This window comes from Streptomyces gottesmaniae (genome assembly GCF_031845845.1).
GTDB classification, from domain to species: Bacteria; Actinomycetota; Actinomycetes; order Streptomycetales; family Streptomycetaceae; genus Streptomyces; species Streptomyces akebiae.
The window spans coordinates 33,412-59,725 of the sequence record NZ_JAVRFJ010000005.1; the positions used below are offsets into that span (position 1 = coordinate 33,412).

At 72.8% G+C, this 26,314-nt stretch carries 26 protein-coding genes; 11 read left to right on the top strand and 15 right to left on the bottom strand.

The features are described from left to right. Positions 1 to 100 precede the first annotated feature (100 nt). The 5 genes from RM704_RS07605 to infC form a co-directional block, all read right to left on the bottom strand. A complete protein-coding gene (locus tag RM704_RS07605) occupies positions 101 to 1,237 on the bottom strand; it encodes a sensor histidine kinase (protein ID WP_033531710.1) in 1,137 nt (378 codons plus the stop codon). 53 nt (positions 1,238 to 1,290) lie between these two features. Beyond that, positions 1,291 to 2,133, bottom strand: coding sequence for a TrmH family RNA methyltransferase (locus RM704_RS07610; protein ID WP_033531709.1), 843 nt, complete (start codon positions 2,131 to 2,133; stop codon positions 1,291 to 1,293). Between the two features lie 322 nt (positions 2,134 to 2,455). Beyond that, complete coding sequence (rplT, locus tag RM704_RS07615; RefSeq protein ID WP_033531708.1) at positions 2,456 to 2,839, bottom strand: 50S ribosomal protein L20; 384 nt, start codon at positions 2,837 to 2,839, stop codon at positions 2,456 to 2,458. Positions 2,840 to 2,952: 113 nt separating this feature from the next. Further along, complete coding sequence (gene rpmI, locus RM704_RS07620) at positions 2,953 to 3,147, bottom strand: 50S ribosomal protein L35 (protein ID WP_003977225.1); 195 nt, start codon at positions 3,145 to 3,147, stop codon at positions 2,953 to 2,955. A 131-nt stretch (positions 3,148 to 3,278) separates the two neighbouring features. Next, positions 3,279 to 3,956 carry a translation initiation factor IF-3 gene (gene infC / locus RM704_RS07625; protein ID WP_033531707.1) on the bottom strand — a complete coding sequence of 226 codons (678 nt, stop codon included), beginning with the start codon at positions 3,954 to 3,956 and terminating at the stop codon, positions 3,279 to 3,281. Positions 3,957 to 4,328: 372 nt separating this feature from the next. Between infC and RM704_RS07630 the strand changes: the two genes are divergently transcribed. Continuing rightward, positions 4,329 to 4,685 carry a DUF1844 domain-containing protein gene (locus tag RM704_RS07630; protein ID WP_033531706.1) on the top strand — a complete coding sequence of 119 codons (357 nt, stop codon included), beginning with the start codon at positions 4,329 to 4,331 and terminating at the stop codon, positions 4,683 to 4,685. On the opposite strand, the gene RM704_RS07635 is transcribed toward RM704_RS07630, so the two are convergent. Next, a complete protein-coding gene (locus RM704_RS07635; RefSeq protein WP_033531705.1) occupies positions 4,676 to 5,485 on the bottom strand; it encodes an SseB family protein in 810 nt (269 codons plus the stop codon). The genes RM704_RS07630 and RM704_RS07635 overlap by 10 nt on opposite strands. A gap of 149 nt (positions 5,486 to 5,634) precedes the next feature. Here RM704_RS07635 and RM704_RS07640 point away from each other — a divergent pair, with 149 nt between their 5' ends. After that, positions 5,635 to 6,636, top strand: coding sequence for a serine hydrolase (locus tag RM704_RS07640; RefSeq protein WP_033531704.1), 1,002 nt, complete (start codon positions 5,635 to 5,637; stop codon positions 6,634 to 6,636). A 10-nt stretch (positions 6,637 to 6,646) separates the two neighbouring features. Here RM704_RS07640 and mycP read toward each other — a convergent pair whose 3' ends face one another. Beyond that, positions 6,647 to 8,002, bottom strand: a complete 1,356-nt coding sequence (mycP, locus tag RM704_RS07645; RefSeq protein WP_311590296.1) for a type VII secretion-associated serine protease mycosin — start codon at positions 8,000 to 8,002, stop codon at positions 6,647 to 6,649. Next, complete coding sequence (locus RM704_RS07650; protein WP_311590298.1) at positions 7,999 to 9,807, bottom strand: hypothetical protein; 1,809 nt, start codon at positions 9,805 to 9,807, stop codon at positions 7,999 to 8,001. The genes mycP and RM704_RS07650 overlap by 4 nt, the downstream gene beginning before the upstream one ends. 136 nt (positions 9,808 to 9,943) lie before the next feature. On the opposite strand from RM704_RS07650, the gene RM704_RS07655 reads away from it, so the two are divergent. Together RM704_RS07655 and RM704_RS07660 are read left to right on the top strand one after the other, a co-directional pair. After that, positions 9,944 to 10,072 carry a hypothetical protein gene (locus RM704_RS07655; protein WP_311590300.1) on the top strand — a complete coding sequence of 43 codons (129 nt, stop codon included), beginning with the start codon at positions 9,944 to 9,946 and terminating at the stop codon, positions 10,070 to 10,072. Positions 10,073 to 10,708: 636 nt separating this feature from the next. Then, on the top strand, positions 10,709 to 11,911 hold the full coding sequence (locus RM704_RS07660; RefSeq protein ID WP_033531703.1) for an amino acid deaminase/aldolase: 1,203 nt from the start codon (positions 10,709 to 10,711) through the stop codon (positions 11,909 to 11,911). Positions 11,912 to 11,963: 52 nt separating this feature from the next. Here the strand turns inward: RM704_RS07660 and RM704_RS07665 are convergent, their stop codons facing one another. The 4 genes from RM704_RS07665 to RM704_RS07680 are packed head-to-tail and all read right to left on the bottom strand — an operon-like array spanning position 11,964 to position 16,473. Next, complete coding sequence (locus tag RM704_RS07665; RefSeq protein WP_033531702.1) at positions 11,964 to 12,887, bottom strand: DUF2510 domain-containing protein; 924 nt, start codon at positions 12,885 to 12,887, stop codon at positions 11,964 to 11,966. 57 nt (positions 12,888 to 12,944) lie between these two features. Further along, positions 12,945 to 13,736, bottom strand: coding sequence for a 3-oxoacyl-ACP reductase (locus tag RM704_RS07670; RefSeq protein WP_033531701.1), 792 nt, complete (start codon positions 13,734 to 13,736; stop codon positions 12,945 to 12,947). After that, the gene (locus RM704_RS07675; protein ID WP_033531700.1) at positions 13,733 to 15,106 is read right to left on the bottom strand and encodes an aldehyde dehydrogenase family protein; all 1,374 of its coding nucleotides are present in this window, start codon (positions 15,104 to 15,106) and stop codon (positions 13,733 to 13,735) included. Before RM704_RS07675 ends, RM704_RS07670 begins: the two co-directional genes overlap by 4 nt. A gap of 8 nt (positions 15,107 to 15,114) precedes the next feature. Continuing rightward, positions 15,115 to 16,473 carry a glutamine synthetase family protein gene (locus RM704_RS07680; RefSeq protein ID WP_033531699.1) on the bottom strand — a complete coding sequence of 453 codons (1,359 nt, stop codon included), beginning with the start codon at positions 16,471 to 16,473 and terminating at the stop codon, positions 15,115 to 15,117. Positions 16,474 to 16,578: 105 nt separating this feature from the next. On the opposite strand from RM704_RS07680, the gene RM704_RS07685 reads away from it, so the two are divergent. From RM704_RS07685 to RM704_RS07695, 3 genes are all read left to right on the top strand, one after another. Further along, entirely contained in the window at positions 16,579 to 17,325 is a 747-nt protein-coding gene (locus RM704_RS07685) for a FadR/GntR family transcriptional regulator (RefSeq protein WP_033531698.1), read from the top strand. A gap of 159 nt (positions 17,326 to 17,484) precedes the next feature. Beyond that, a complete protein-coding gene (gene eat, locus RM704_RS07690; RefSeq protein WP_033531697.1) occupies positions 17,485 to 18,924 on the top strand; it encodes an ethanolamine permease in 1,440 nt (479 codons plus the stop codon). Positions 18,925 to 19,033: 109 nt separating this feature from the next. After that, positions 19,034 to 19,717, top strand: a complete 684-nt coding sequence (locus RM704_RS07695) for a gamma-glutamyl-gamma-aminobutyrate hydrolase family protein (protein ID WP_033531696.1) — start codon at positions 19,034 to 19,036, stop codon at positions 19,715 to 19,717. A 139-nt stretch (positions 19,718 to 19,856) separates the two neighbouring features. Here RM704_RS07695 and RM704_RS07700 read toward each other — a convergent pair whose 3' ends face one another. Further along, positions 19,857 to 20,786 carry a LysR family transcriptional regulator gene (locus tag RM704_RS07700; RefSeq protein WP_033531695.1) on the bottom strand — a complete coding sequence of 310 codons (930 nt, stop codon included), beginning with the start codon at positions 20,784 to 20,786 and terminating at the stop codon, positions 19,857 to 19,859. Between the two features lie 70 nt (positions 20,787 to 20,856). Here RM704_RS07700 and RM704_RS07705 point away from each other — a divergent pair, with 70 nt between their 5' ends. Continuing rightward, positions 20,857 to 22,041, top strand: coding sequence for a TDT family transporter (locus RM704_RS07705; protein WP_311590305.1), 1,185 nt, complete (start codon positions 20,857 to 20,859; stop codon positions 22,039 to 22,041). Here the strand turns inward: RM704_RS07705 and RM704_RS07710 are convergent. Together RM704_RS07710 and RM704_RS07715 are read right to left on the bottom strand one after the other, a co-directional pair. Beyond that, positions 21,968 to 22,726 (bottom strand): helical backbone metal receptor, encoded by a 759-nt coding sequence (locus RM704_RS07710; protein WP_033531693.1) that lies wholly within the window; start codon positions 22,724 to 22,726, stop codon positions 21,968 to 21,970. The two genes, RM704_RS07705 and RM704_RS07710, sit on opposite strands and share 74 nt — an antisense overlap. Positions 22,727 to 22,730: 4 nt before the next feature. Continuing rightward, complete coding sequence (locus RM704_RS07715) at positions 22,731 to 23,312, bottom strand: helix-turn-helix domain-containing protein (RefSeq protein ID WP_033531692.1); 582 nt, start codon at positions 23,310 to 23,312, stop codon at positions 22,731 to 22,733. A 563-nt stretch (positions 23,313 to 23,875) separates the two neighbouring features. Here RM704_RS07715 and RM704_RS07720 point away from each other — a divergent pair. From RM704_RS07720 to RM704_RS07730, 3 genes are all read left to right on the top strand, one after another. Beyond that, complete coding sequence (locus tag RM704_RS07720; RefSeq protein ID WP_157856806.1) at positions 23,876 to 24,025, top strand: hypothetical protein; 150 nt, start codon at positions 23,876 to 23,878, stop codon at positions 24,023 to 24,025. A gap of 285 nt (positions 24,026 to 24,310) precedes the next feature. After that, complete coding sequence (locus tag RM704_RS07725) at positions 24,311 to 25,240, top strand: 5'-3' exonuclease (RefSeq protein ID WP_311590418.1); 930 nt, start codon at positions 24,311 to 24,313, stop codon at positions 25,238 to 25,240. Between the two features lie 174 nt (positions 25,241 to 25,414). Beyond that, a complete protein-coding gene (locus RM704_RS07730) occupies positions 25,415 to 26,260 on the top strand; it encodes a siderophore-interacting protein (protein ID WP_033531689.1) in 846 nt (281 codons plus the stop codon). Positions 26,261 to 26,314 lie beyond the last annotated feature (54 nt).

Here is a 26,314-nt window from a genome sequence, read left to right on the forward strand (position 1 = left end):
CCGTACCGACTCGTGGACAGATCGTCACGGTTTTTGGGACACAAAGGTGCCAAAGGCCGAGTCTAACGGGGTGGAGGGCTTGCGAACGCGCCCGTGGTGCTCAGGCCAGGTAGGCCGGTGCCGCCACGGGCAACGTAAATCGGAACTCGGCGCCGCCACCGGGGGCGCGTCCGACGGTGATGGTGCCGCCGTGGGCTTCGACGATGCCCTTGACGATGTACAGCCCGAGGCCGGTGCCACCGCGCTTGCTGCCCCGCCAGAAGCGGGTGAAGACGCGGTTCATGGACTCCTCCGGGATGCCACTGCCCTCGTCGCTCACCGTGACCGACGTACCGGTGTCCTCCCCCTCCCGGGGGGACGCCGTGGGCGTGACGTCAATCGTGACGGTTCCCTCGCCGTGCCGCACCGCATTTTCCAGCAGGTTGCTCAGCACCTGGTCGATCTTGTCGGGGTCGGCCCACAGAGCGGGCAGCGGCTGCTCCACGCGCAGCAGGAACCGGTCGGCGGGCTGTCCGGCGGCGACGTACGCCTGGATGTGCCGTCCGACGGCGGCACCGATGTCGACGGGCTGCCTGCGCACCTCCAGCCGCCCGGAGTCGATCCGCGAGATGTCGAGCAGCTCGGCGATGAGCCGGGTGACGCGGTTGGCGTCGGCGTCGACGGTCTCCAGCATCAGCTTCTTCTGGTCGTCGGTGAACCGCTCCCACTTGGCGAGCAGCGTCGCGGTGAACCCCTTGACCGACGTCAGGGGTGAGCGCAGCTCGTGGGCCACGGTGGCGATCAGTTCGGCGTGGCTGCGTTCGGTGCGGCGCCGGGCCTCGGTGTCGCGCAGGGAGACGACGACGCGGCGGACGGGGCCGGTGGGTTCGGTACGGAGGTAGCGGGCCGATACGAGGATCTCGCGGGCCCCGGGCAGCAGCAGGTTCCGCTCGGGCTGCCCGACCCGGATGGCGAGCCCCCCGTAGGGGTCGGTCAGCTGCCACCAGCGGCGGCCTTCGAGGTCCTCTAAGGGGAGGGCCCGTTCGAGGTGTCGGCCGAGGGCGTCGGCTGCGGGGGTGGCGGTGATCCGGGCGGCGGCGGCGTTGAAGCAGATCACGCGGCCGTTCTCGTCGGCCACGACCAGCCCGTCGGGCAGGTCGTCGGGGTCGATGCCCAGGTCGGCGAGATCACCCTGCCGGGCCGCGGATGTGGCGAGCACGTCCCGCGCCACCGGTGTGCTGCTCGTGCCGACCCTCATCCCCGTACCCCACCTCTCGCGTTGTGCAGTGGGCCCCCGAGCCCGTCACCCTACTAGCTGGGCGTGACGGTGCGGCACCCTCCGAAGGCGCGCTGTGCACGGGCGGACGCGTAGAGACATACGGCGGCGGCGGTCGCCAGGTTCAGGCTCTCCGCCTTTCCGTGGATCGGCACGCGGACGACGGCGTCGGCCAGCTCCCGGGTCTCCTCGGGCAGCCCCCAGGCCTCGTTGCCGAACACCCAGGCCGTGGGCCCGCCCATGGTGCCCTTGTCCAGCTCGGCGTCGAGGTCGTCCTCGCCCGCTCCGTCGGCGGCGAGGACGCGTACGCCGATGTCCTTGAGCCCCGCGACGGCCTCTTCCACGGGTACGCCGACGGCCACCGGCAGATGGAACAGCGACCCGACGGAGGCGCGCACGGCCTTGGGGTTGTAGAGGTCCACGGAGGCGTCGGTGAGCACGACGGCCTCCGCTCCGGCGGCGTCGGCGCACCGCAGGACGGTGCCGGCGTTGCCGGGGTCGCGGACGTGGGCGAGTACGGCGACGAGCCTGGGGCGGCTGCGGAGGATCTCCTCGAAGGGGGTGTCCAGGAACCGGCAGATCCCGACGAGTCCCTGCGGGGTGACCGTCGTGGAGATGTCGGCGATGACGGCCTCGTCGGCGAGGTGGACGCGTGCGCCGGCGGCGCGGGCGGCGCCGACGATGTCGGCGTACCGCTCCGCGGCGTCGACCGTGACGAACAGCTCGACCAAGGTGTCCACGCGCCCGGTGGCCTCCCGGACGGCCTGCGGCCCCTCGGCCAGGAACAGCCGGTCCTTCCCCCGGAAGTTCCGCTTCCCGAGCCGCCGGGCCGCGGCGACGCGGGCGGAGCGGGGGGAGATCAACTCAGGGGCGGGCATGAGTCACCTTTGGGTTCGGGGGTGTGGGAGGGGCGCCTGAAGGCTTGGGGGTGCGGGTACGTCGGCGGGTGCGGGTGGTTCGTGGTTGCTCGCGCAGATCCCCGCGCCCCTGAAAGACAAAGACCAGGCCCTGCGGGCCTGAAAGACCACGGTCCTGCGGGCCTGAAAAGCACGGGGCGCAGCCCCTGCTTTTCAGGGGCGCGGGGAACTGCGCGAGAAGGCCCCACTCACCCGCACCCGACAACGCACCCAAAAAACCCGGGCCCACAGGCAGCTTGCACCTGCGGGCCCGGGTCATACGCGGCTCAGAGCCGGCGCAGCGTCACGCCGCCTTGGGCGCGTTCACGTCCGCCGGCAGCGCCTTCTGCGCGACCTCGACGAGCGCGGCGAACGCGGTCGCGTCGTTGACGGCCAGCTCGGCGAGGATCTTGCGGTCGACCTCGATGTTGGCGGCCTTCAGACCCTGGATGAAGCGGTTGTACGTGATGCCGTTGGCGCGGGCAGCGGCGTTGATGCGCTGGATCCACAGCTGACGGAAGTCGCCCTTGCGCTTCTTGCGGTCGTTGTAGTTGTAGACCAGCGAGTGGGTGACCTGCTCCTTGGCCTTGCGGTACAGGCGCGAACGCTGACCGCGGTAGCCGGAGGCCTGCTCGAGGATCGCCCGGCGCTTCTTGTGGGCGTTGACTGCCCGCTTGACGCGTGCCACTTGTTAACTCCTTGTAGCGGGGCCGTGGTTGTCGTCACACGACCCGAAATCGATGGGGTCCCGGTCCTGACGTACGGCGCGCGGAGATCGACGAACGATCGGGCGCCGTGGCGTCACTTGCCGAGAAGCTTCTTGATCTTCGCGGCGTCGCCCGGGGCCATCTCGGCGTTGCCGGTGAGGCGACGCGTCACGCGGGACGACTTGTGCTCGAGCAGGTGGCGCTTGCCGGCGCGCTCACGGAGCACCTTGCCGGAGCCGGTGATCTTGAAGCGCTTGCTGGCACCGCTGTGCGACTTGTTCTTCGGCATAGCGCCGTTCTCTCCTCGTCAGTGGCGCTCCGGTGCCCGGTCGCGAAACCGGGCACGACGGAACGTCATTTCTTTCGGTTGACACCCTGGACCGGTGTCCAGGGATTCCCCCGGACTCGCGTCCCGGGGACTTACGCCTCGGCAGGCTCCTCGGCCGGCGCCTCGACCTCGTCGTGCTCGGTCTCGGCGGCGTTCTGCGACTTGCCGGGGTTGGCCTTCGCTTCCGCCTTCCGGGCTTCCTGAGCCTGACGGGCCTCGGCCATCGCCTCGGTCTTCTTCTTGTGCGGACCGAGGACCATGATCATGTTGCGGCCGTCCTGCTTCGGGTTCGACTCGACGAACCCGAGGTCCTGGACGTCCTCCGCGAGACGCTGCAGCAGTCGGTAGCCCAGCTCGGGCCGGGACTGCTCGCGACCACGGAACATGATCGTGATCTTGACCTTGTCGCCCTGCTTGAGGAACCGGACGACGTGACCCTTCTTGGTGTCATAGTCGTGCGGGTCGATCTTCGGCCGGAGCTTCATCTCCTTGATGACCGTGTGCGCCTGGTTCTTGCGCGCCTCACGGGCCTTCATGGCCGACTCGTACTTGAACTTCCCGTAGTCCATGAGCTTGCAGACCGGCGGACGGGCGTTCGCGGCCACCTCGACGAGATCGAGGTCGTACTCCTGCGCAAGCTCCAGGGCCTTGGCAAGCGGAACAATCCCGACCTGCTCGCCGCTGGGACCGACAAGTCGCACCTCGGGAACGCGAATCCGGTCGTTGATGCGGGGCTCGGCGCTGATGGATCCTCCTCGGTAGCACCACACGACGGTCTGGCGGACCGCCGCGTCATGTCTGGTTGACATAAGGACCAACCACCGGGAGCCATGAAAAAATGCCCCGGACGGAACACAGGCGGGGCTCCATGTACTGCCGGAGCACCGCCGCGGGTGTGCCGCGGGGCGCAATATCGGACGACTCCACCGTCCGTACGGAACGGTGGGGGCCGTCTGACCGGGTGACCTGCCGTCCCGGAGGACAGTCAGGTGGGAGTGCGGAGCCTCCACTTGCGGGCCGGGCACACAGGTGTCCAGCCGGTCTTTGACACCACCATACCGGGTTCAAACCTGACGTGCCAATCGGGCCGCGGCGGACTCCCGCAGGTCGTGAGGTACGTGCCGGGGCCTATCGTGTGGGGCATGAGTGAGACCCCTCCTGAGAACCCCGACTTCGACTCGATGACCCGCGACATCGCCGAGGTCCCCGCGGTCGAGGTGATCGTGACGGTCGCCGTCAACCTGATGAGCGCCGCCGCGGTGAAGCTCGGCCTGACCGAGGAGGGCGACAAGTACAAGGACCTGGACGAGGCCCGCAAGCTGGTCACCGCCCTCGCCGGTCTGCTGGACGCGTCCGCGACCGAGATCAGCTCCTTCCACGCGGCCCCGCTGCGCGACGGCCTGAAGTCGCTGCAGCTGGCGTTCCGCGAGGCGTCGCTCGTCCCGGACGAGCCGGGCCAGGGCCCGGGCGAGAAGTACACGGGCCCGATCTACGGCTGACCGCCCGCCGTCCCCGACGGCTGCGCCCGTACGTACAGGGGCTCGCCCGGTGGTGTCGCCCCGGCCGGCAGCAGTGCCAGGTCGAGGCCGCGCACCAGGCGGGCCCTCAGTGTGTCGTCGGCGGCGAGGCGCCCGGCGACGGACTGCGCGGTCTCGGCCGGGGGCGCGGTCGCGTCGAGGACGAGCGCGAGGGTGCCGTCGGCCCGGCCGGGGCCGAGGTGGGCGCGGAGCACCGCCGGCTCGGCGGCGACGGCGGAGCGCACGGCGTCCAGGACGGCGGGGTCGGCGAGCGGGTCGGTGGTGGTGCGGCCCTCGGCGAGCGCGAGCAGGGCGCGGCCGGTCAGCTCGTAGGGGACGGGGCCGGCCAGGTCCAGGACGATCGTGTCGGCCTTCTCGTGCGCGGCGGCCCGCAGGGCCTGGTGCAGGGGTACGGCGACGGGGCGGGCGGCGGGGTCCCAGCGGGCGAGGCTCTCGGTGGAGGTGAAGGCGGGCAGGGCGGTGCGGCCGCCCGCCTTGAGGGTCGGCACGGCCATGTCGCTGGTCTTCTCGCGGCGCAGTCCGCCCTCCCGTCGCCCACCACCGCCCTTCCAACGAGCTTCGCGCTCCTCCTGACTGTCCACCTCGACCTCGCCGAGCACGGCCACGACGGGCACGAGCAGTCGGGCACCCTTGAGCGCTTCGAGGACGGGGCCCACGGCGGTCCGGTCGTCGGCCCAGGCGGCGAGCGCGGCGCTCAGCCGGGGGTCGGCGGAGCCGTCGTCGTCGGAGAAGCCGGGGTCGGGAATGTTCTTGTTCGCCACGGTCGTCGACCCTATCGGGGGAAGTCTCCTGGGCGTTCGGCAGGCCGGAAACGTGACTGTCACCTGACTCACGGTTTTCTCAGTCATCCCTGACAACCATCTAACAAGCGCCTAACCACACGCACAGCCCGGCGCAGAACCATCACGGCATGCCCTCTCGCCGAGCCCAGCGCCGCGCCCGTACGTCCGGGCGCCGTCCGCTCCTCCACCTCGCGCTCGCCTCTCTCGTCCTGGTGGGCGGCACGGCCACGGGGACGGTGTTCATGCGGGCCCAGGCACACGACGGCCGCGTTCCCGCCGTATCGTCGTCGGGGCCGCCGACACCCTCGCCGGTGGTCGCTGAGGAGGCGTCGGTGGAACCGGTGGCGGCACCCGAGGTGGATCACGCCGAACTGCTCGCGACGGCCCTGGCGGAGGTGACCGTCGAGGACGGAGCGGCGGTGTCCGTGGCCGTGCTCGACGTGGCGTCCGGCGACTCGGCCGGGTACGGGGACGCCCGGTTCGACACCGCGAGCATCGTCAAGCTGGACATCCTGGCGGCACTGCTGCTCCAGGCCCAGGACGCGGACCGGCGGCTCACCGCGCAGGAGAGGGCGTACGCCTCGGCGATGATCCGCGACAGCGACAACGTCTCCGCGACGGCGCTGTGGAAGGCCATCGGGCAGGCGGCGGGGCTGGACGCGGCGAACGAGCGGTTCGGACTGACGGCGACCGAGGGCGGCGACGGGCTGTACTGGGGCCTCACCCAGACCACGGCGGCCGATCAGCTCGTCCTGCTCCGGCAGGTGTTCGGGGACGACGACAGCTCCGAGCTGAGCGAGGCCTCGCGGGCGTACGTCCAGGATCTGATGGGGCGGATCGCCGAGGGCCAGGACTGGGGTGTCTCGGCTGCGGCGACGGGTGGGGCCTCCGGGACCGGCTTCGCCCTGAAGAACGGGTGGCTGCCCCGTACCGCCACCGGGTTGTGGGACATCAACAGCGTCGGCCGGGTCTCGGTGGACGGGCGGGAGTACCTGGTCGCCGTGGTGTCCGACGGCCACTCGACGAAGGCGAAGGGGATCTCGTCGGTCGAGGCGGCGGCGAAGGCGGCGGTGTCGGTCTTCGCGGACACGGAAGGCGCCGACGTGGCGGGCGTGGCCGGCACCTCGTAGCGCGGGGGCGTCAGACGATGAACTCGTCGGGTCGGCCGCGACCTCGGCCGCGCCAGATCACCACCCCGGTGATCAGCAGGACCACGCCGAGGCCGCCCGCCGCGGGGGCCGTCCAGCCGGCGGTGGGGTCCTCCTCCTCGACCGGGTCCGGTCCGGAGCCGAAGTACTTGCCGCCGTACGACGCGGCCTTGAGATCGTCGGGCGCGAGCTTGCCGCCCTCCTCGATGGCGGCGGCCGGGTCGACGAAGCCGAAGCCCCGGGAGTCGTCGCGACCGCCGGCCGGCGCCTCGCGGGCGGTGTCCTCCAGGAGACGTTTGACCTGGGCGGGGCTCAGGCCGGGGTGGGCCGCCCTGACGAGGGCCACGGCGCCGGAGACGAAGGCCGCGGCGGCGCTGGTGCCCCAGCCCTCGTAGTACTTGCGGTCCGGGTCGGCGATGACGACGTGCATGCCGGGGGCGCTGACGGTGGCGTACCAGCGGCGGGTGGAGAACGGGGCGCGATCGCCGTCCTCGTCGACCGCGGTCACCGCTATCACGCCCGGGTAGGCCGCGGGGTAGGAGACGTGGTCGCCCTTCTCGCCGCCGTTGCCGGCCGAGGCGACGACGATCGAGCCCTTCGCCAGGGCGTACTGGACGGCGGCGTCCTCGGAGGGCTCCGGGTGGGCGGACTCGGAGTCGTCGCCGAGGGAGAGGTTGATGACGTCGACGCCCTGGTCGGCGGCCCAGCGGATGCCGTCGGCGAGGGCGTTGCCCCGGGTGCTGCGGGCCTTGGAGCGGGCCGGGTCGCCGTCCTCGAGGATGACCCGGACGGGGAGGATCTTGGCCTCGGGGGCGATGCCGAGGACGCCTTCGGAGCGGTTCACGCCGTGTCCGTGTCCGGCGATGATGCCGGCCATGGCGGTGCCGTGCCGGGCCCAGGAGCGGTCGCCGCGCGAGGCCCCGAAGCCGACCATGTCCTTGGTCGGCAGGACGTTGCCGGCGAGGTCGGGGTGTTCGTCGTCGACGCCCGTGTCGAGCACGGCGACCGTGATCCCGGCGCCCTTCGTCGTACGCCACGCCTCCTGCGTGCGCATCGCGTCCAACGCCCACTGCTGGTCCCGGATGCCGTCGGCATGCGCGGCGGTGGAGGGCAGGAGCGCCAGGGAGGCGGCGAGGGGCACGCTGAGCAGGCCGGTCCGCAGACGCCGACGGCGACGCGGTCCGCGGCGACCGACGTCGGCGGCGCCCAGGCGGGCGTCGGCCCGCGGTGCTGCCGCCTCCCCTGTCGGCCGCATGTCTGCGACCACCCTCGTCGGCGCGACGGTGAGGGTCTCGGCCCGCCCGTCCGGCCGGGCGGGTACGGCGGTCTCGGGGTGGTCGGCTTTCATGAGGGCTGCTCCGTGGCGGACGCGGCGGTCTTGCGCAGGCCCCGTTCGATGCGGTCGGCGAGGCCCTTGGCCTCGTGGCCGAGGCCTGACTGGGCGGGGGCGGTGGTGGCACCGGGCTTCATCGCGTCCGCGGCGGCCTGCGGATCGGTGACGGTGCGGCCGTCGGCGAAGCCGGAGACGGCGTAGACGACCACGGGGACGTCGGTGAGGACGGAGATCGTCCAGGAGGCCCGCTGGTCGTCGCCGAAGCCGGCGGCGACGGTGTCCTCGGCGGCGTACGGGCGGGGCATCAGATCGGTCCGGCGGTCGAGGCCGTCCTTCGCGAAACGGGCCTTGAGCGCGGTCATGGCGGCGGCGTCCGTCTTGGTGAACAGCAGGCCGACGGTGGTGACGTTGCTGCGGGTCGCGTCGGTGTAGGTGGCGCGCAGCAGCCGCAGGCAGCCGACCGGGGCGAGGGCCTTGCGCAGCAGCGGATCGAAGGCGTCGGCGCAGCCGCTGTCGGGCGCGACGGCGATCCGGGTCCAGGTGCGGTCGGTGCCGCCGGGTCCGGCGCCCTCGCCCTGGACGGTGGGCGGGAACAGCGCGTCGACGGGTACGCCGTGCCACAGCTCCCCGGCCGTGGCGAAGGTGCTGCGGGAGTCGTCCGCCCCGGCGTCCCCGGTGAGCCAACTCCCGGCCGCCGCGCCGCCGATGAGTCCGATGCCGAGCACCACGCACGCTGCCACGGCCGCCGCCCGCGGCTTGGTGGGCCGGGGTTTGCGCCGTCCGTCGTGCGGGTCCGGCGGCGTCCAGGCAGAGGTGTCCGGCTGCGCGAACGTCACGAAGGGCCGTCCGGAAGACGTTCCGAGCACGCCGTCGAGGGCCTCGGCCGACCGCCGGGAGGAACTCGACGGAGGCTGCCAGCCACCGGGGCGCTCGGGGGTGAGGGGCCGCGGCCGGGGTGTCCCCTCGGGACCGGCCTCTTCGGGCAGCGGACGCCGCAGGGGCGAGGCCGGGGGCGGCACCGTGCCTCCGGGAGCCGGTACGCGGTCGCGCCGCGCCGACGTCGGGGGCTGTCCGGGCGGGTGGGGCGACGCGCCGTGGCGGTCGGCGGGACGGGACGAGCCGCCCTCCGACGGGCCGGTGGGACGGGACGCGCGGTCGCCGAGGGTCGCGCCCGAGTCGCCGGCCCGGGCGCCCGCGGACTGCCCGGCAGCGGCCGTACGGCGTCCGGTGTCGTGCGCGGCGGGCGGGGAATCGGGGAAGCGGGCCGAGGCCGGGGGCGGGGTGTCGTCCGGGCGCCGGGCGGCCGGCGGCTCGTCCGGGAAGCGGGCGGACGCCGCGGGCGGCTCGCCCGGGGAACGGGTCGCGGTGGGCGGCGGGGTGTTCAGGTGACGGGTCCGGGCCGCTCGTCGGTCGTCCCGGGAAGGGGTCGGCGTCGTCGGAGGCGTGTCCGGGAAACGGGCGGAGGCCGCCGGGGGCGGCGGCGGGGTGGCGGGGGCGCCTGCGTTCTGGTTCGCGGTGCGTCGGAAGTCGGAGAAGCGCGGGTGTTCGGCGCGGCGCTGGCCGCCACCACCGTCCGCGACGGAGCTCCGCCCGGCGCTCTGCCCGAACGACTGACCGGAACCTCGCGTGGGACCACGCCCGTTGATGCCCTGACCGGAGTCGCGGCCAGGACCACGGCCGGCCCCCGCCTGCCCGGCACCCCGGGCGGGAGTCTGCTCCGTCGCCTCACCCGAACCCGAACTGTGCGCCGGGTTGCGCCCGTTCGTCTGGCCGGAGCCGTGGGCGGGCCGCTGGGTGGCCGGCTGTCGGGAGCCTCGCATGGGGTCCGCGTGACCGGCCGCCGGGCCGGAGCTTCGGGCGCGGGAGGGCCTTGACTCGCCCGGAACGCCGGAAGTCCGGCTGTTCTCAACGGTGTTCGGCGATTCCGCCGCACCCGGGTGCCGTACGTCCCGTGCCGTGCCCGGCGTCGACGGGGGCGCCGAGGCCGGACGGGGCGGGGTGCTGGGTCGTGCGGGCGCACCCGCCACCGGCGGCCGCTGCGGGCGGTGCGGCACGGTCGTCCCGCCCCCGGCGGAGGGCGCGTGATCGGGGCGGGGCGGCAGCGCCGAGGAGCCGCCCGTCGGACCGGAGCCGAGCGGAGGGAGGGCTCCCGGCGTTCCGGAGGCCGCCCGGTCCGACCCGGACGCCCGCCTCGCCGACGGCACCGATCCCGATCCGCCGTCCGCGGCCGGGTGCGTGGTGTCCGGTGGCGGGGTGGTCGGGTGGGTGGTGTCCGTGGGGGTGCCCGGCGTCGCGGCCGACGGGTCCTGGCCCGGGGGTATGGAGGGGCGGGGTGGGACCGGGGGGCGTGGGGGAATGGAGGCGCGACGCGCTTCCGTGCTCATGCACCCCCCGTTTCCTCGTCCCTTGCAGACCCGGAGGTCGTCGTTTCCCGCCGACCCGGAGGTCGTCGTTCCGGCGGACCCGACGGTCGTCCGGGTGACCGACCACCCGTGGGGAGCGGTCGTCGCGCATACCGTGGGAGTCGCCCGACGACGGCCCTCCGACACCTCGGGCAAGCCATACCCGTGGCAGCGGATCGGCATCCCCGTCGAGGTCGTCCCTGCGTGCGCGTCACTCTACGGGTTGGCCCCGGTCGAACGGGAACCAGTCGGCGGGACCGTGGCTTTAGCCCGGAACGTCCCCCTACCCTGCGGTAATCATGTCTGGCAGGCTTCGTGCATGACTGCGCGCGCCGCCGACCGGGCCCGGTACGACCGGGCCACAGCTCATCTCGACGCCCCTGTGGCGATCGTCGACCTCGACGCCTTCGACGCCAACGCGGACGACCTCGTCCGCAGGGCCGGCGGCAAGCCGATCCGCGTCGCGAGCAAGTCCGTTCGCTGCCGGGCGCTGCTGGAGCGGGTCCTGGCCCGTGAGGGCTTCCAGGGCATCATGTCGTTCACCCTCGCCGAGTCCCTGTGGCTGGCCCGGTCCGGGTTCGACGACATCCTGCTGGCCTACCCGTCGGCCGATCACGAGGCCTTCGCCGAACTGGCGGGCGACCCCAAGCTCGCCGCCGCGGTGACCGTGATGGTCGACGACCCCGCCCAGCTCCAGCTGATCGACAACTCCCGCCGCGGCGGCACCGAAGTCGTCCGGGTCTGCCTGGAGTTGGACACCTCGCTGAAACTGCTGGGCGGACGGGTGCGCGTCGGCGCGCGACGCTCCCCGCTGCACTCCCCCGCGCAGGTCGCCGACATGGCTCGCGCCGTCGCGGAGCGCCCGGGGTTCAGGCTGGTCGGGATCATGGCGTACGAGGGTCATGTCGCCGGTGTGGGCGACTCGGTGGCCGGCCGGCCGCTGCGGTCGCGGGCGGTGCGGATGATGCAGGCCACCGCGAAGAAGGAGCTTGCCGCGCGGCGGGCCGAAGTGGTGCGTGCCGTCCGGCGGGTGGCGCCGGACCTGGAGTTCGTCAACGGCGGCGGCACGGGCAGTGTGCAGCACACGGCGGCCGAGGACGCGGTCACCGAGATCGGCGCGGGGTCCGGGCTGTACGTGCCTCGGCTCTTCGACAACTACACCTCGTTCACGGGGCGCCCGGCCGCGCTGTTCGCGATGCCCGTCGTACGGCGCCCGGGTGTCGGCGTCGTCACCGTCCTGGGCGGCGGCTACCCGGCCTCCGGCGCGCCGGGCCGCGACCGGCTGCCGGTGCCGTATCTGCCGGAGGGGCTGAAGTACGACCCGCAGGAGGGCCCGGGCGAGGTGCAGACCCCGCTGCTCGGCGCGCCCGCGGACGATCTGCTGCTCGGCGACAAGGTGTGGTTCCGGCACGCCAAGGCCGGTGAGCTGTGCGAGCGGTTCGACGTGCTGCACCTGGTGGAGGGCGACGAGGTGACGGCGACCGTGCCGACGTACCGGGGCGAGGGTCACACGTTCCTGTAGGTCCGGGGGACCGGGAGCCCGGGTTCGGGTTCCCGGGTCCGCGCCCTGGGGATCAGGAGGGTCCGAGGCTGCTGCCCACTCCCCCGCCCGTGCCGGCGTCCGCGTCGCCCGCGGGTCGGATGCCCTCGACGATCTCGTCGATGTCGTCGAGCGGCGGGCCGTCCTCGCCCGCGTCGAGGGCGAACCGGACCAGGACCGGGGCCTCGGAGCCGATGCTGGAGGGAAAGACGAGGGACTGGACGTAGCCGCCGGCCCCGGCCCCGGTCGTCACCCGCCAGCGCACGTAGTAGCCGGCGCGGCCCGCGACGGCGACCGAACCGGAACCGACGACCTCGTGACCCGTGATGCCGTCGTACGGCTGCTGGTCCAGGGCGTCGCGGTCGAAGGCGTCGTTCGCGGCGTCCGCGATGTCGTTCTCGGCGAGGATCTTCGGCGAGGTCTCGTCGCTGCCGGTGACGGTCCGCGAGACGACGACGCCACCGCGGCAGACGCTGCCCTCGCCGGGGCAGTCGAAGGTGCCGTCGGTGACGAGGACGGCGTCCTCCTCACCGGATCGGTCGCCGTTCTCCCAGCCGTCGGGGATCGGGAACGAGATGCCGTTGAGGCCGTCCACGACGACGTCGGCGTCCCCGGAGGGGGACGGGGTGGCGGGCTTCGTCGGTGACGGGCTGTCCTCGGCCTCGGAGGTCGGGGACGCGGTGGTGGTCCTCGTCTCCTGGCCGCCGTCGCCGTCCTCGCCCAGCAGCAGGACACCGCCGGTGACCGCCCCGGCCACCAGGACGGCTCCGACGGCGGCCAGGGCCACGACCTTGGTGCGGCCGGGGCCCCGGCGCGCGGGCGGCTGAGGCTGGAGCACCGGCGGAACGGGCTGTTCCGGCTGGCGCCGGTGGTCGGTCCACGTGGTCCCGTCCCACCAGCGTTCGGTGAGCGGGTAGGACGGGTCGCGGTACCAGCCGGGGGGCGGCGAACTGCTCATCCCGGCACTCTAATCACACCGGCGGGGTCGGTGTTCCGGTCGTCGGGGATGTGCCGCCTACAGCGGGGTGACGTACGCGCCCGAGATACCGCCGTCGACCAGGAAGTCGGTGGCGTTCACGAACGACGAGTCGTCGCTGGCGAGGAACGCGACGGCCGCCGCGATCTCGGTGGCCTCGGCGAACCGGCCCACCGGGATGTGCACGAGCCGGCGCGCGGCCCGCTCCGGGTCCTTGGCGAACAGCTCCTGGAGGAGGGGGGTGTTCACCGGCCCCGGGCAGAGCGCGTTGACGCGGATGCCCTCCCGGGCGAACTGCACGCCCAGCTCCCGCGACATCGCCAGGACGCCGCCCTTGGAGGCCGTGTACGAGATCTGGGAGGTGGCGGCGCCCATCCGGGCCACGAAGGACGCGGTGTTGATGATCGAGCCCTTGCCCTGACGGCGCATGTAGGGGATCGCGGCCTTGCAGCACAGGTACACGGAGGTGAGGTTGACCTCCTGCACCCGCTTCCAGGCCTCCAGGCCGGTCTCCAGGATGGAGTCGTCGTCGGGCGGCGAGATGCCCGCGTTGTTGAAGGCGATGTCGACGCTGCCGTAGGTGTCGTAGGCGGTCTTGAAGAGCGCCTCGACCTGCTCGGGGTCGGTGACGTCGACCTTCACGAAGATCCCGTCGACCTCCTCCGCGACCGCCTTGCCGCGTGCCTCGTCCACGTCGCCGCAGACGATGTGGGCGCCCTCGGCGGCGAGCCGGCGCGCGGTGGCGAGGCCGATGCCGCTGCCGGCACCGGTGATGACGGCGGTGCGGCCGACCAGGCGGCGGCAGATGTTCTCAGGGGACGTCGAGGTCACTGTGCGGGGCCTTCCGTGCTGATGAAGACGTTCTTGGTTTCGGTGAAGGCGGCGAGTGCGTCCGGGCCCAGCTCACGGCCGATGCCGGACTGCTTGAAGCCGCCGAAGGGGGTCCAGTAGCGGACGCTGGAGTGGGAGTTGACGGACAGGTTGCCCGCCCGGACACCCTGGGAGACCCGCAGGGCGCGGCCGACGTCGCGGGTCCAGATGGAGCCGGAGAGGCCGTACGGGGTGTCGTTGGCGAGCCGGATCGCGTCCGCCTCGTCGGTGAAGGGCAGCAGGACGGCGACCGGGCCGAAGATCTCCTCGCGGGCGGCGGCGGAGTCGGGCCGCTCCCCGGTGAGGACGGTCGGCGGGAACCAGAAGCCCGGCCCCTCGGGAGCGCCGCCCCGCAGCGCGGACGCCTCGTCCGGCACGAACGACCGTACGCGGTCCAGCTGTTGACGGGAGATCAGCGGTCCCATCTGGGTCTTCTCGTCGGCGGGGTCGCCCACGACCACGCCGGCCAGCGACTCGGCGAGCAGGCTCTGGACCTCGTCGTACACGGACTCCTGGACCAGGACGCGGGTACGGGCGCAGCAGTCCTGGCCGGCGTTGTCGAGGAAGGAGAACGGGTCGACGGCCGCCTTGAGATCGGCGTCGGCGAAGACGATGTTCGGGCTCTTGCCGCCGAGTTCGAGGGTGACCTGCTTGACCTGGTCGGCGCAGAGCTCCATCACGCGCTTGCCGGTCCGGGTGGAGCCGGTGAAGACGATCTTGGCGACTCCGGGGTGCCGGACGAGGGCCTCGCCGGTGATGTCGCCGCGCCCGGGCAGGACCTGGAAGAGGTGTTCCGGGAGCCCGGCCTCCAGGGCGAGTTCGGCCAGGCGCAGCGCGGTGAGCGGGGTGGTCTCGGCGGGCTTGAGGAGGACGGCGTTGCCGGCGGCGAGTGCGGGTGCGGTGCCCCAGGCGGCGATCGGCATGGGGAAGTTCCAGGGCGCGATCACGCCGACGACCCCGAGCGGTTCGAGGATCGTGATGTCCAGGCCGCCGGGCACCGGGATCTGCCGGCCGGAGAGCCGTTCGACGCCGCCGGCGGCGTAGTCGAGCAGGTCACGGACGTTGCCGGCCTCCCAGCGGGCGTTGCCGAGGGTGTGTCCGGCTTCGCGGACCTCCAGGCGGGCGAGTTCCTCGATGTGGTCGTCGACCGCGGTGGCGAAGCGGCGCAGCAGTCGGGCCCGGTCGGCGGGGGCGACGGCGGCCCAGGCGTGCTGTGCCTTCTCCGCCCGGCGCACGGCCGCGTCGACGTCGTGCTCGGCGGCGCCCGCGACGGCGGCGATCACCTCCTCCGTCGCCGGGTTGAGGACGTCCAGGATGTGGTGCTGGGACAAGGGATGCCTCACAGACGTTCGAAGGAGCGGCGCAGCTCCCAGTCGGTCACGGCGGCGTCGAAGGCCGCCAGCTCGACGCGGGCCATGTTCAGGTAGTGCGCGACGACCTCGTCGCCGAAGGCGGCCTTGGCGATGGGGCTGTTCTCCCAGAGCTCGGCGGCCTCGCGCAGGGTGGTGGGCACGTGGTCGTACTCGCCGGCGTAGGCGTTGCCCCCGCACACCTCCGGCAGTTCCAGCTTCTGCTCGATGCCGTACAGCCCGGCGGCGACCAGTCCGGCGACGGCGAGGTACGGGTTGACGTCACCGCCGGGGAGCCGGTTCTCGAAGCGCATCGAGCGGCCGTGGCCGACGACCCGGAGCGCGCAGGTGCGGTTGTCGACGCCCCAGGCCACCGCGGTGGGCGCGAAGGAGCCCGGCTGGAACCGCTTGTAGGAGTTGATGTTGGGGGCGTAGAGCAGCGAGAAGTCGCGGAGGGCGGCCAGCTGTCCGGCGAGGAAGTACCGCATGACCTGGGACATCTCATGTCCGTCGGCCATGACGTTGGTGCCGTCGGCGTCCGCGAGGGATAGGTGGATGTGACAGGAGTTGCCCTCGCGCTCGTTGTACTTCGCCATGAAGGTGAGCGAGACGCCCTCCTGCGAGGCGATCTCCTTGGCGCCGGTCTTGTAGACGGCGTGCTGGTCGCAGGTGACCAGGGCCTCGTCGTACTTGAAGGCGATCTCGTGCTGGCCGGGGTTGCACTCGCCCTTGGCGGACTCGACGGTCAGCCCGGCGGTCGCCATCTCGTTGCGGATCCTTCTGAGGAGCGGCTCGATACGGCCCGTGCCGAGGACCGAGTAGTCGATGTTGTACTGGTTCGCCGGGGTCAGGCCCTTGTAGCCGGCGTCCCAGGCCTGCTCGTAGGTGTCCTTGAAGACGATGAACTCCAGCTCGGTGCCCACGTTGGCCGTGTAGCCCAGTTCGGCGAGGCGCTCCAGCTGGCGGCGCAGGATCTGGCGGGGCGCGGCGACGACCGGTGAGCCGTCGTTCCAGGCGAGGTCGGCGATGAGCATCGCCGTGCCCTCGTTCCAGGGCACGCGGCGCAGGGTGCCGAGGTCGGGGTGCATGGCGAAGTCGCCGTAGCCGCGGTCCCAGGAGGACATCGCGTAGCCGTCGACGGTGTTCATCTCGGTGTCGACGGCGAGCAGGTAGTTGCAGCCCTCGGTGCCGTGGGCGAGTACCTCGTCGAGGAAGAAGCGCGCGGCGAACCGCTTGCCCTGGAGGCGCCCTTGCATGTCCGGGAAGGCCAGGACGACAGTGTCGATCTCACCGCCCGCGACGAGGGTGTGCAGTTCCTCGACGGAGAGCGGGGGTGTGTGGTCTGCCACGGGAAAGCCTCCTAGGGGCTTCTTCGGCCACCCCGGAGCCATTCAGCCATCCGGGAGCCATAAGGTATTACCCGTAACCATTAGTTGGGAAGGGGGAACGGTCACATGTCGCGGACAGGGGCGGAACCGGAGACTCCGTGGGCCGACGACCGATTGGCGTCCGTGCTGCGTCCGGTCCGGGCGGGCAACGGCTTCGAGGAGGCGCTGGAGCAGATCCTCCAGGTGGTCCGACTCGGCCTGGTCCCGGGCGGCGAGCGGCTGCCGGCCGAGCGCGAGCTGGCGGAGCGGCTCGGGATCAGCCGGGTGACGCTGCGCGAAGTGCTGAAGGTGCTCCAGGACCAGGGTCTGATCGAGGCGCGCCGCGGGCGGTACGGCGGCACGTTCGTACTGCCCCGCGTCGCCACGCCGGACGAGGACGAGCTGCGCCGACGCCTGAAGGGCATCGACGTCGAGGACACGCTGCGCTTCCGCGAGGTACTGGAGGTGGGGGCGGCGGGGCTGTGTGCGGCGCACGGCCTGACCGACGAGCAGGCCGAACGGCTGCGCGCGGCCCTGTCCCGCACCCACAACGCGCCGCTCACGGAGTACCGCCGGCTGGACACCCTGCTCCACCTCACCATCGCCGAGCTGTCCGGCTCCCCCTCGCTCGCCGCCCAGTACGCGGGCGTACGCGCCGGGGTCAACGACCTGCTCGACTGCATCCCGCTGCTGGTGCGCAACCTGGAGCACTCGCAGCAGCAGCACACGGCCCTGGTGGAGGCCGTCCTCGACGAGGACGCCGAGGGGGCGCGGGAGATCATGCGGGAACACTGCGCGGGCACGGCGGCCCTGCTGCGCGGCTTCCTGGGGTGAGGACGGCGATGCGGGCGCGGCGCGAACAGTGGGGAGACCGGGCCCGGCGAACGGGTGCGGACCTCATGGATTTACGGATGCGTAACGCAGGGGTATTGCTTTTGGGCCACCCACCCCACAAAGGTATGGATCCATTCCTTTGAGTGGGGAGAGTGCGCCATGTCCCTGAAAGCCACGGACACCGCCGATGCGGCGGACGACTACCTGGAGCGCCGGACGCTCCGCCGGGGCAGCGCCGGCTGGGTGCTGCTGACCGGCCTCGGCGTCGCCTATGTCGTCTCCGGCGACTTCTCCGGCTGGAACCTCGGCCTGGCGGAGGGCGGCTTCGGCGGTCTGGCGATCGCCACGGTGCTCATGGGCACCATGTACGCCTGTATGGTCTTCGCCCTCGCCGAGCTGTCCGCGATCCTCCCCACGGCGGGCGGCGGGTACGGCTTCGCACGCCGGGCGCTCGGCCCGTGGGGCGGCTTCCTGACCGGCACGGCGATCCTGATCGAGTACGTGCTTGCCCCGGCCGCCATCGTGATCTTCATCGGTGACTATGTGGAGTCGCTGGGGCTGTTCGGCCTGGAGTCCGGCTGGCCGGTCTACCTCGCCTGCTTCGCGATCTTCATCGGCATCCATCTCTGGGGGGTCGGTGAGGCCCTGATCGCCAGCTTCGTCGTCACCGGCATCGCGGTCCTCGCCCTGATCGTGTTCGCCCTGGGCGCGCTGCCCGACTTCAGCGTGTCCGGCCTCGACGACATCCCGGTCGACACGACCGCGTTCGGTGCGAGCTCCTGGCTGCCCATGGGGCTGCTGGGCATCTGGGCGGCGTTCCCGTTCGGCATGTGGTTCTTCCTGGGCGTCGAGGGTGTGCCGCTGGCCGCCGAGGAGACCAGGGACCCGGCGCGTACGCTGCCGAAGGCCATCCGCTGGTCGATGGCCGTCCTGGTGGTCCTGGCGGTGATCACCTTCTTCGCCGCGGCCGGGGCGCGCGGCTCGAACGCCATCCAGGCGGCCGGCAACCCGCTGGTCGAGGCGCTCCAGCCGAACGGCGAGGCCACGGCGCTCAGCCGTTTCGTGAACTACGCCGGTCTGGCCGGCCTCGTGGCCTCGTTCTTCTCGCTGATCTACGCGGGCTCGCGCCAGCTCTTCGCGCTCTCCCGGGCCGGCTACCTCCCCCGGGTCCTGTCCCTCACCAGCGGCCGCAAGGCCCCGTACCTGGGACTGCTGGTCCCGGGCACGATCGGCTTCGCGCTGGCCGCCGCCACCGGGGACGGCGGCCGGATGCTGAACATCGCCGTCTTCGGCGCCACCATCAGCTACGCGCTGATGTCGCTGTCGCACATCGTGCTGCGCCGCCGGGAGCCGGGGCTCGAACGTCCCTATCGCACGCCGGGCGGCGTGCTGACCTCCTCGGTCGCCCTCGTCCTCGCGTGCTCGGCGCTGGTGGCGACGTTCCTGGTGGACGTGACGGCGGCGTTCATCGCGCTCGGCGTGTACGCGGTCGCGGCGGCGTACTTCGGGTTCTACAGCCGCAAGCACCTGGTGGCGAAGGCGCCGGAGGAGGAATTCGCCGCGCTGGCCGCGGCCGAGGCAGAGTTGGCAAGGGACTGAACGTTCCGCCCCTGGGACCCGGGAACTCCGTGGGATCCGGGAACTCCGTGGGTTCCGTGAGTTCCACGGGTTCCGTGGGTTCCATGGGCCCCCTTCCTGAGGAGCATGTGTGACCAGGCCGTTGATCGGTGTGAGTACGTATCTGGAGTCCGGCGCGCGCTGGGGTGTCTGGGAGCTGGAGGCGGCTTTGCTGCCGATCGGCTATCCCCGGCTCGTGCAGGCGGCGGGCGGCGTCGCCGCGATGCTGCCGCCGGACGACCCGTCGTACGCCGCCGGGGCGGTCGCCCGTCTCGACGGCCTGGTCATCGCGGGCGGGCCCGACGTGGACCCCGCCCGCTACGGCGCCGAGCGCTCCCCGCGCTGCGGCCCGCCCGCGCCCGAGCGCGACGCGTGGGAGCTGGCGCTGATCCGGGCGGCGCTGGACGCCGGCACCCCGCTCCTCGGCATCTGCCGCGGCATGCAGCTGCTGAACGTCGCCCTCGGCGGCACACTGATCCAGCACGTCGACGACCACGTGGTCGAGGTCGGTGTCTTCGGCCGCCACGCGGTGAAGCCCGTACCGGGCACGCGCTACGGCGACCTCGCCCCCGAGGAGACCGACGTCCCCACCTACCACCACCAGGCCGTGGACCGACTCGGCACCGGCCTGCTCGCCTCGGCCCACGCCTCCGACGGCACCGTCGAGGCCATCGAACTACCGGACCCCGCGTGGGTCTTGGGCGTCCAGTGGCATCCGGAGATGGGCGAGGACGTCCGGGTGATGCGAGCCCTGGTGACGGCGGCGACGGCCTGACACGGGCTTCGAGCGGATGTGCCCCCACCCAGGGGCTGCGCCCCTTCGGCCCCGTCCCCCGTCCCCCATCCCCGTCCGCGGGTCCAGTGGAGGCTGGCCGCGCAGTTCCCCGTACCCCATGTAAAGGGCCTGCGGCCCCTCAGAGCGCAGGCTTCGCCCCCCGGGTGAGGCTCAGCAGGTCTCGTGCCGGGCCCGTCGGGCGGTGGCCCGTCGGCCAGACCGCTCGTAGGGCGCGTCGCAGGCGGACGCCGTTCACGGGGACGCGGACCAGGCGGCGGGCGGAGAGTTCCTCGCCGAGGGCGAGTTCGCTGAGCACCGCCGGGCCCGCACCGCTCAGCGCGGAGGACTTGACCGCCGTGGTGGAGGAGAGCTCGATGAGAGGCCGGGCCAGTCCGCCCAGAGCCGTCTCCAGGACCTGGCGCGTACCCGAGCCCTTCTCGCGCAGGATCAGCGGCGTGGAGGCCAACTCGGCCGCCTCCAGGGGCTTGCGACGGCGCGCCCAGGGGTGACTGGGCGCGGTCACGACGATCAGGTGGTCGTGCGCTATCACGGCCGCGTCCAGCCCGGCCGGAACGGTCGGTCCCTCGACGAACCCCAGGTCTGCCTCGTCCGCGAGCAGCCGCTCCGCCACGACCGTGGAGTTGCCCGCGAGGAGGGAGACCGCCGTGTCCGGACGCTCGGTGCGCAGCGCGATGAGCCAGCCGGGCAGCAGATACTCGGCGATGGTCATGCTCGCGGCGACCCGGAGCCGGGAGTCACGCCGGTCCCGCAGGGCCTGCGCGCCCACGTCGAACGCCTCGGCCGCCTCCACGATCCGCCGGGCCCAGTCGGTGACGAGCGCCCCCGCGTCGGTGAGCCGGGACCCGCGCGGCGACCGGTCGACCAGCGCGACCCCCAACTGCCGTTCCATCGAGCGGACGCGACTGCTCGCGGCGGGCTGGGTGATCCCCAGCTCCCGCGCCGCCCGCCCGAGCGAGCCCAGCCGGGCCACGGCCAGCAGCAGTTCGAGCGCTCCGAGGTCCGGCACCCGGTGGGCCAGTCCGCCGCGCTCCCCGCTCGTCTCACTCATAACCCCAGCTTATGTCCCCATACAACCGGACTCCCTGGTGGGCCCCGCACGGCGACGGGACGCTCGGAGCATGGCCACCGCAGTCCGCCCAGCCCGCCCGTCCCCGCCGCAGCCCCGCCCCGGCCCGCGCCCGCCCGGCCCGCGCCCCCACCCCGCCCTCCGCCACCTCGGCCCCCACTGGTACGCACCGGTCATGGGCACCGCGATCGTCGCCTCCGCCGGTGCCGGACTCCCCCTGCACCTCCCGGGTCTGCGGACGGCCTGCGCGGCGGTGTGGGCGCTGGCGCTCGTCGCCCTGGTCGCCGTCCTGGGCGCCCGTACCCTGCACTGGACCCACCACCGCGACCGGGCCCGCGCCGACCTCCTCGACCCGGCCGTGGCCCCCTTCCACGGCTGCCTCTCCATGGCACTCCTGGCGGTCGGCGGCGGTGCCCTCGTCGTCGGACGCGACGGGATCGGCGTGCCGGCGGCCGTCGCCCTGGACGCCGTGCTCTTCGGCGCCGGGACGGTCGTGGGCCTGGTCACCGCCGTGGTCGTGCCGTATCTGATGATCGTCCGGCATCGGATCGCCCCGGACCGGGTCACCCCCGCCCTGCTGCTGCCCCTCGTCGCCCCGATGGTCTCCGCCGCGCTCGGTCCGCTGCTCGTGCCGTACCTGCCGCCCGGGCAGCCCCGGCAGACGCTGCTGTTCGGCTGTCTCGCGCTGTTCGGGCTGAGCCTGCTGGCCACCGCGCTCGTGCTGCCGCTGGTGTGCGGGCGGCTCCTCACGGCGGGACCGTTGCCGCTCGCGCTCACCCCGAGTCTGTTCCTGGTCCTGGGCCCGCTCGGGCAGTCGACCACCGCCGTCGGCAACCTCGCCGACGCGGCCCCCGGCGCCGTACCGGCCCCGTACGCGCACGCCTTCACCCCGTTCGCCGTCCTCTACGGCGTCCCCGTCCTGGGCTTCGCGCTGCTCTGGCTCGCGCTCGCCACCGCCCTGGTCGTGCGCGCCCGGCGGCGGGGCATGGGGTTCTCGATGGCCTGGTGGGCGTTCACCTTCCCGGTCGGCACCTGCGCGACCGGCGCGACGGGACTGGCCCGGCACACGGGCCTCGTCGCCCTCGACGTCCTCGCCGTCGCGCTGTACGCCCTGCTGCTGGCGGCCTGGTCCGTGGCCGCCGTGTGCACCGCGCGCGGTCTGGTCAGCGGCGGGCTGCTCGCAGCGCCGCGTCCAGCACCCGCGGAGCCTCGGCCAGCGACGGCCCGTACCAGGTGAGGTGCCGACCGCTGAGCAGCGCGCACGGCAGCCCGGGGAACGCCTCGGGGCCGTCGTCGGCGGTGAAGCGGTACGGCTCGTCGGGCAGGACCACGACGTCGGGCGCGGCGGCCCGCAGCTCCTCCACGGGGACCCGGGGATAGCGCTCCGCGTGCCCGGTGTACAGGTGGTCCACGCCGAGCCTGGCGAGCACGTCACCGGCGAAGGTGTCCCGGCCGAGCACCATCCACGGCCGGCGCCAGATCGGCACGACGGCGGTCGTCCGGCGGCCGGGCGTCAGCGGACCGTCCGCGGCGGCGGCCGACAGCCGGGACCACGCCGACTCCGCCTCGTCCAGCCAGCGCGGCCGGGAACGCGTCCCGCAGGCCCGCAGCACCCGGTCCAGTTCGGCGCAGGCGCCCGGCACGTCCCGCACCTCCGTGACGAGGACCTCGACACCCGCCTCCCGCAGGGCGGCCAGATCCGGTTCCCGGTTCTCCTCCTCGTTGGCGATCACGAGGTCGGGGGCGAGGCGGGCGATGTCGTCGGTCCTGGGGTTCTTGGTGCCGCCGATCCGCACGACATCAAGATCACCCGGGTGGGTGCACCAGTCGGTCGCGCCGACCAGCACGCCGGGCAGCGAGACGGCGACGGCCTCGGTCAGCGACGGCACGAGGGAGACGACCCGGGAGACGGAACGCGCCACGGCGTCACGCCCCCTTGCGGTGGCGGTCCTCCAGGGCCTCGATGTGGTCCGCCACGGCGACCACGATCACCCGCGTCTCGGGCTCGGTGGCCCGCCAGCGGTGCCGCACGCCACCGGACATGTACAGCGTGTCACCGCGTCCGAGGCGGTGGGCGCGGCCCTCGGCCTCGACCTCGACGGCGCCGTCGACGACGTACATCAGCTCGTCGTTGCGGTGCTGGACCTCGCGGCCTTCGTCGTGGTCGCCGGTGAACTCCATGGCGTGCAGTTGGTGGTGACCGCGCACCAGGGAGCGCGAGCAGGAGTCGGGGGGCGTGAAGCCGTCCTCGTCGGCGGCGCGCACGACGTCGACGCTGCACGCCGGGTCGGCCGCGGCGAGGAGTTCGACGGCGGTGGTGCCGAGGGCGTCCGCGATGCGTTCCAGGGAGGGCTTGCTGGGGCGGGCCCTTTCGTTCTCGACCTGGCTCAGGAAGGGGACCGACAGGCCGCTGCGCTCGGCCACGGCGGCGAGGGTGAGCTGTTGCGCCCGGCGCCGCCGCCGGACGGCCGCGCCCACCCGAAGGGGCTGTTCTTTGTGGTCGCCCATCGCTCCGGCTCCCTCCTTCGCTCGTCGGTCGGCTCTCGGACGCCCACCGGGCGGGTCCGCGAACGCTCACTGGTCCGGTTACGGATGGCCACCCGTCCGGCACTCATCGGGCGCGCTTCTCCTGATGAGTTCTCTGCACCCTACGCATGTTCGGCAAACCGTTTCACGTGCCCGTCACATCCCTGTGAACCGGCAGGGGGTCCATGCTCACACTTCGCGCCAGCGGAGCCACCACCCCACCTCCGTTCTCGCGGCCTCCTCGCACGGCACGGCGAGGGTCGCCGGAGCCCCGGCGGGCGCGCGGAGTGCTCTCTCCGACACACCGCGTCACCGCGTCGCCGGTCGGCCTCCGCCGTCCCCCGGAGCCGCCCCGCGCAGCCACGACATCGTCCCGGGCGGGCGGCGGGGCGGCACTTCACCCCACCAAGTCATGGATGCGGTAACGGAGTTGGAGACCCGAGAGCGGCCCGCTCCACCGGCCGCCAGGCTGCGGCGACCGGATGGGAGCGGACCGCCACAGGGTTGTCCGGATCTTTCTCGTACGCCAGTACGCAACCCCCGGCATGCGTTCGGGCGTCGTGCGCGGCTGCCTCACCGGGGCCACGTCGTCGACGATCCCCGGGGTCATCTGCCAGTTCCGCAGCCAGCCGTTCAGCTCGGAGTGCTTCTCGGCGGAAGTCCCGGTGACGGTGTTCTCCAGCCGGACCAGCTGACCGGTGCCGGGTTCGATGCCGACGAGGGGACGGCGATGCCCTCGCCCCCCGCCGGGCAGCCGATGACCGGCGCGGCACCGGCCCGCCTGCCCCCGGCGGACGCCACGGGGGAGACACGACCGTGGTCCGCTCCACAGGGCGTTCACCGCAGTCACGGGAGTTCCCGGAACGCCTCCCCCGGCGCACGCGCTGTTGCGAGGGTGCGCACGCGCCGCCGTGTCGGGACCCACGCGCTGCTGCGTCGGGGGCGGGCGTGCCGGTGGCGTGTCGGTGGCGTACGGCATGATGCGGGGCGTGACCCGACGCCTGATGCTTCTCGACACCGCCTCCCTGTACTTCCGCGCCTACTTCGGGGTGCCGGAATCCGTGAAGGCCCCGGACGGCACCCCGGTGAACGCCGTGCGCGGGCTGCTCGAATTCATCGACCGGCTGGTCAAGGACCACCGGCCGACGGACCTGGTGGCGTGCATGGACGCGGACTGGCGGCCGCAGTGGCGGGTCGACCTGATCCCCTCGTACAAGGCGCACCGCGTCGCCGAGGAGCACGAGATCGGGCCGGACGAGGAGGAGGTGCCGGACACCCTCTCCCCGCAGGTGCCGGTCATCGAGGCGGTGCTGGACGCGCTCGGCATCGCGCGCGTGGGCGTCGCCGGGTACGAGGCGGACGACGTGATCGGCACCTTCACCGCCCGGGCGAAGGAGCCCGTCGACATCGTCACCGGCGACCGCGACCTCTATCAGCTGGTCGACGACGCACGCGAGGTGCGGGTGCTGTATCCGCTGAAGGGCGTGGGCACGCTGCAGCTCACCGACGAGGCCTGGCTGCGCGAGAAGTACGGGGTGGTCGGGCGCGGGTACGCGGATCTGGCCCTGTTGCGCGGCGACCCGAGCGACGGGCTGCCGGGGGTGCCGGGCATCGGCGAGAAGACGGCGGCGAAGCTGCTCGACCAGTTCGGCGACCTGGCGGGGATCATGGCCGCGGTCGACGACCCGGCGGCGAAGCTGACCCCGTCGCAGCGCAAGCGGCTCGACGAGGCGCGGGCCTATGTCGCGGTCGCGCCGAAGGTGGTCCTGGTGGCGGCCGACGTACCCTTGCCGGACGTCGACACGGCACTGCCGCGCACCCCACGGGACCCGGCGGCACTGGAGGCGCTGGCGGCGCGCTGGGGGCTCGGCGGATCGTTGCAGCGGCTGCTGACGACGCTCGGGACGTGAGATGTACGTCCTGCGGAGAGGGCGTACGCCGGAGGGCGGGGAGACACTTCGGTAGTGAGGGGTCTGAGGCGCGATTCACATCGTGAAGTCCTCGTAGGGGCTCCGAGCGTGGGGTGTCAACAAGGGGGAGATGGTAACTTAGGTAAGCCTTAGCTAGGTATTTGGGAGGCCGTCATGGCAGAGCGTCCGGTACGCAGGACCCCGAAGCCCCACTCCGCGCGAGTCGTCCGCACCGAGCGGCTGACCCCGCACATGCAGCGCGTCGTACTCGGTGGTGACGGCCTCGCCGAGTTCTCTCCGCGTGGCAGTACGGACCACTACGTGAAACTGCTGTTCGGTCCCGAGGGCGTGACCTACCCGGAGCCCTTCGACCTCGAGCGGATCCGCGCGGAGTTCCCCCGGGACCAGTGGCCGGTGACCCGCACCTACACCGTGCGCGCCTGGGACCCCGAACTGCGCGAGCTGACCGTCGACTTCGTGCTCCACGGCGACGAGGGCATCGCGGGCCCCTGGGCCACCCGTGTCCAACCGGGCGAGCTGATCCGTTTCCTGGGCCCCGGCGGCGCGTACGCGCCCAACCCGGAGGCCGACTGGCATCTCCTCGTCGGTGACGAGTCCGCCCTGCCGGCGATCGGCGCCTCGCTGGAGGCACTTCCCGACGGCGCCCGCGCGCACGCGATCGTCGAGGTCGCCGGTCCCGAGGAGGAGCAGAAGATCAACTCCGATGTGGAGGTGGTCTGGCTGCACCGCGGCGACCGTCCCGTCGGCGCGGCCCTCGTCGAGGCCGTACGCGCACTGGAGTTCCCCGAGGGCCGACTGCACGCCTTCGTCCACGGCGAGGCCGGCTTCGTCAAGGAGCTGCGCCGCCTGCTCCGCGTGGAACTCGCCATCCCCCGCGAGGACTTGTCCGTCTCGGGCTACTGGCGCCTCGGCCACGACGAGGACGGCTGGCAGGCCGCCAAGAAGGAGTGGAACGCCCGCGTGGAGGCCGAGCAGGAGAGCACACCGACGACGGCGTGACCCCCCGGCCCCGAGCCGACTCGCCAGGACAAAGCCCGGCTCACCCGTTTGAAT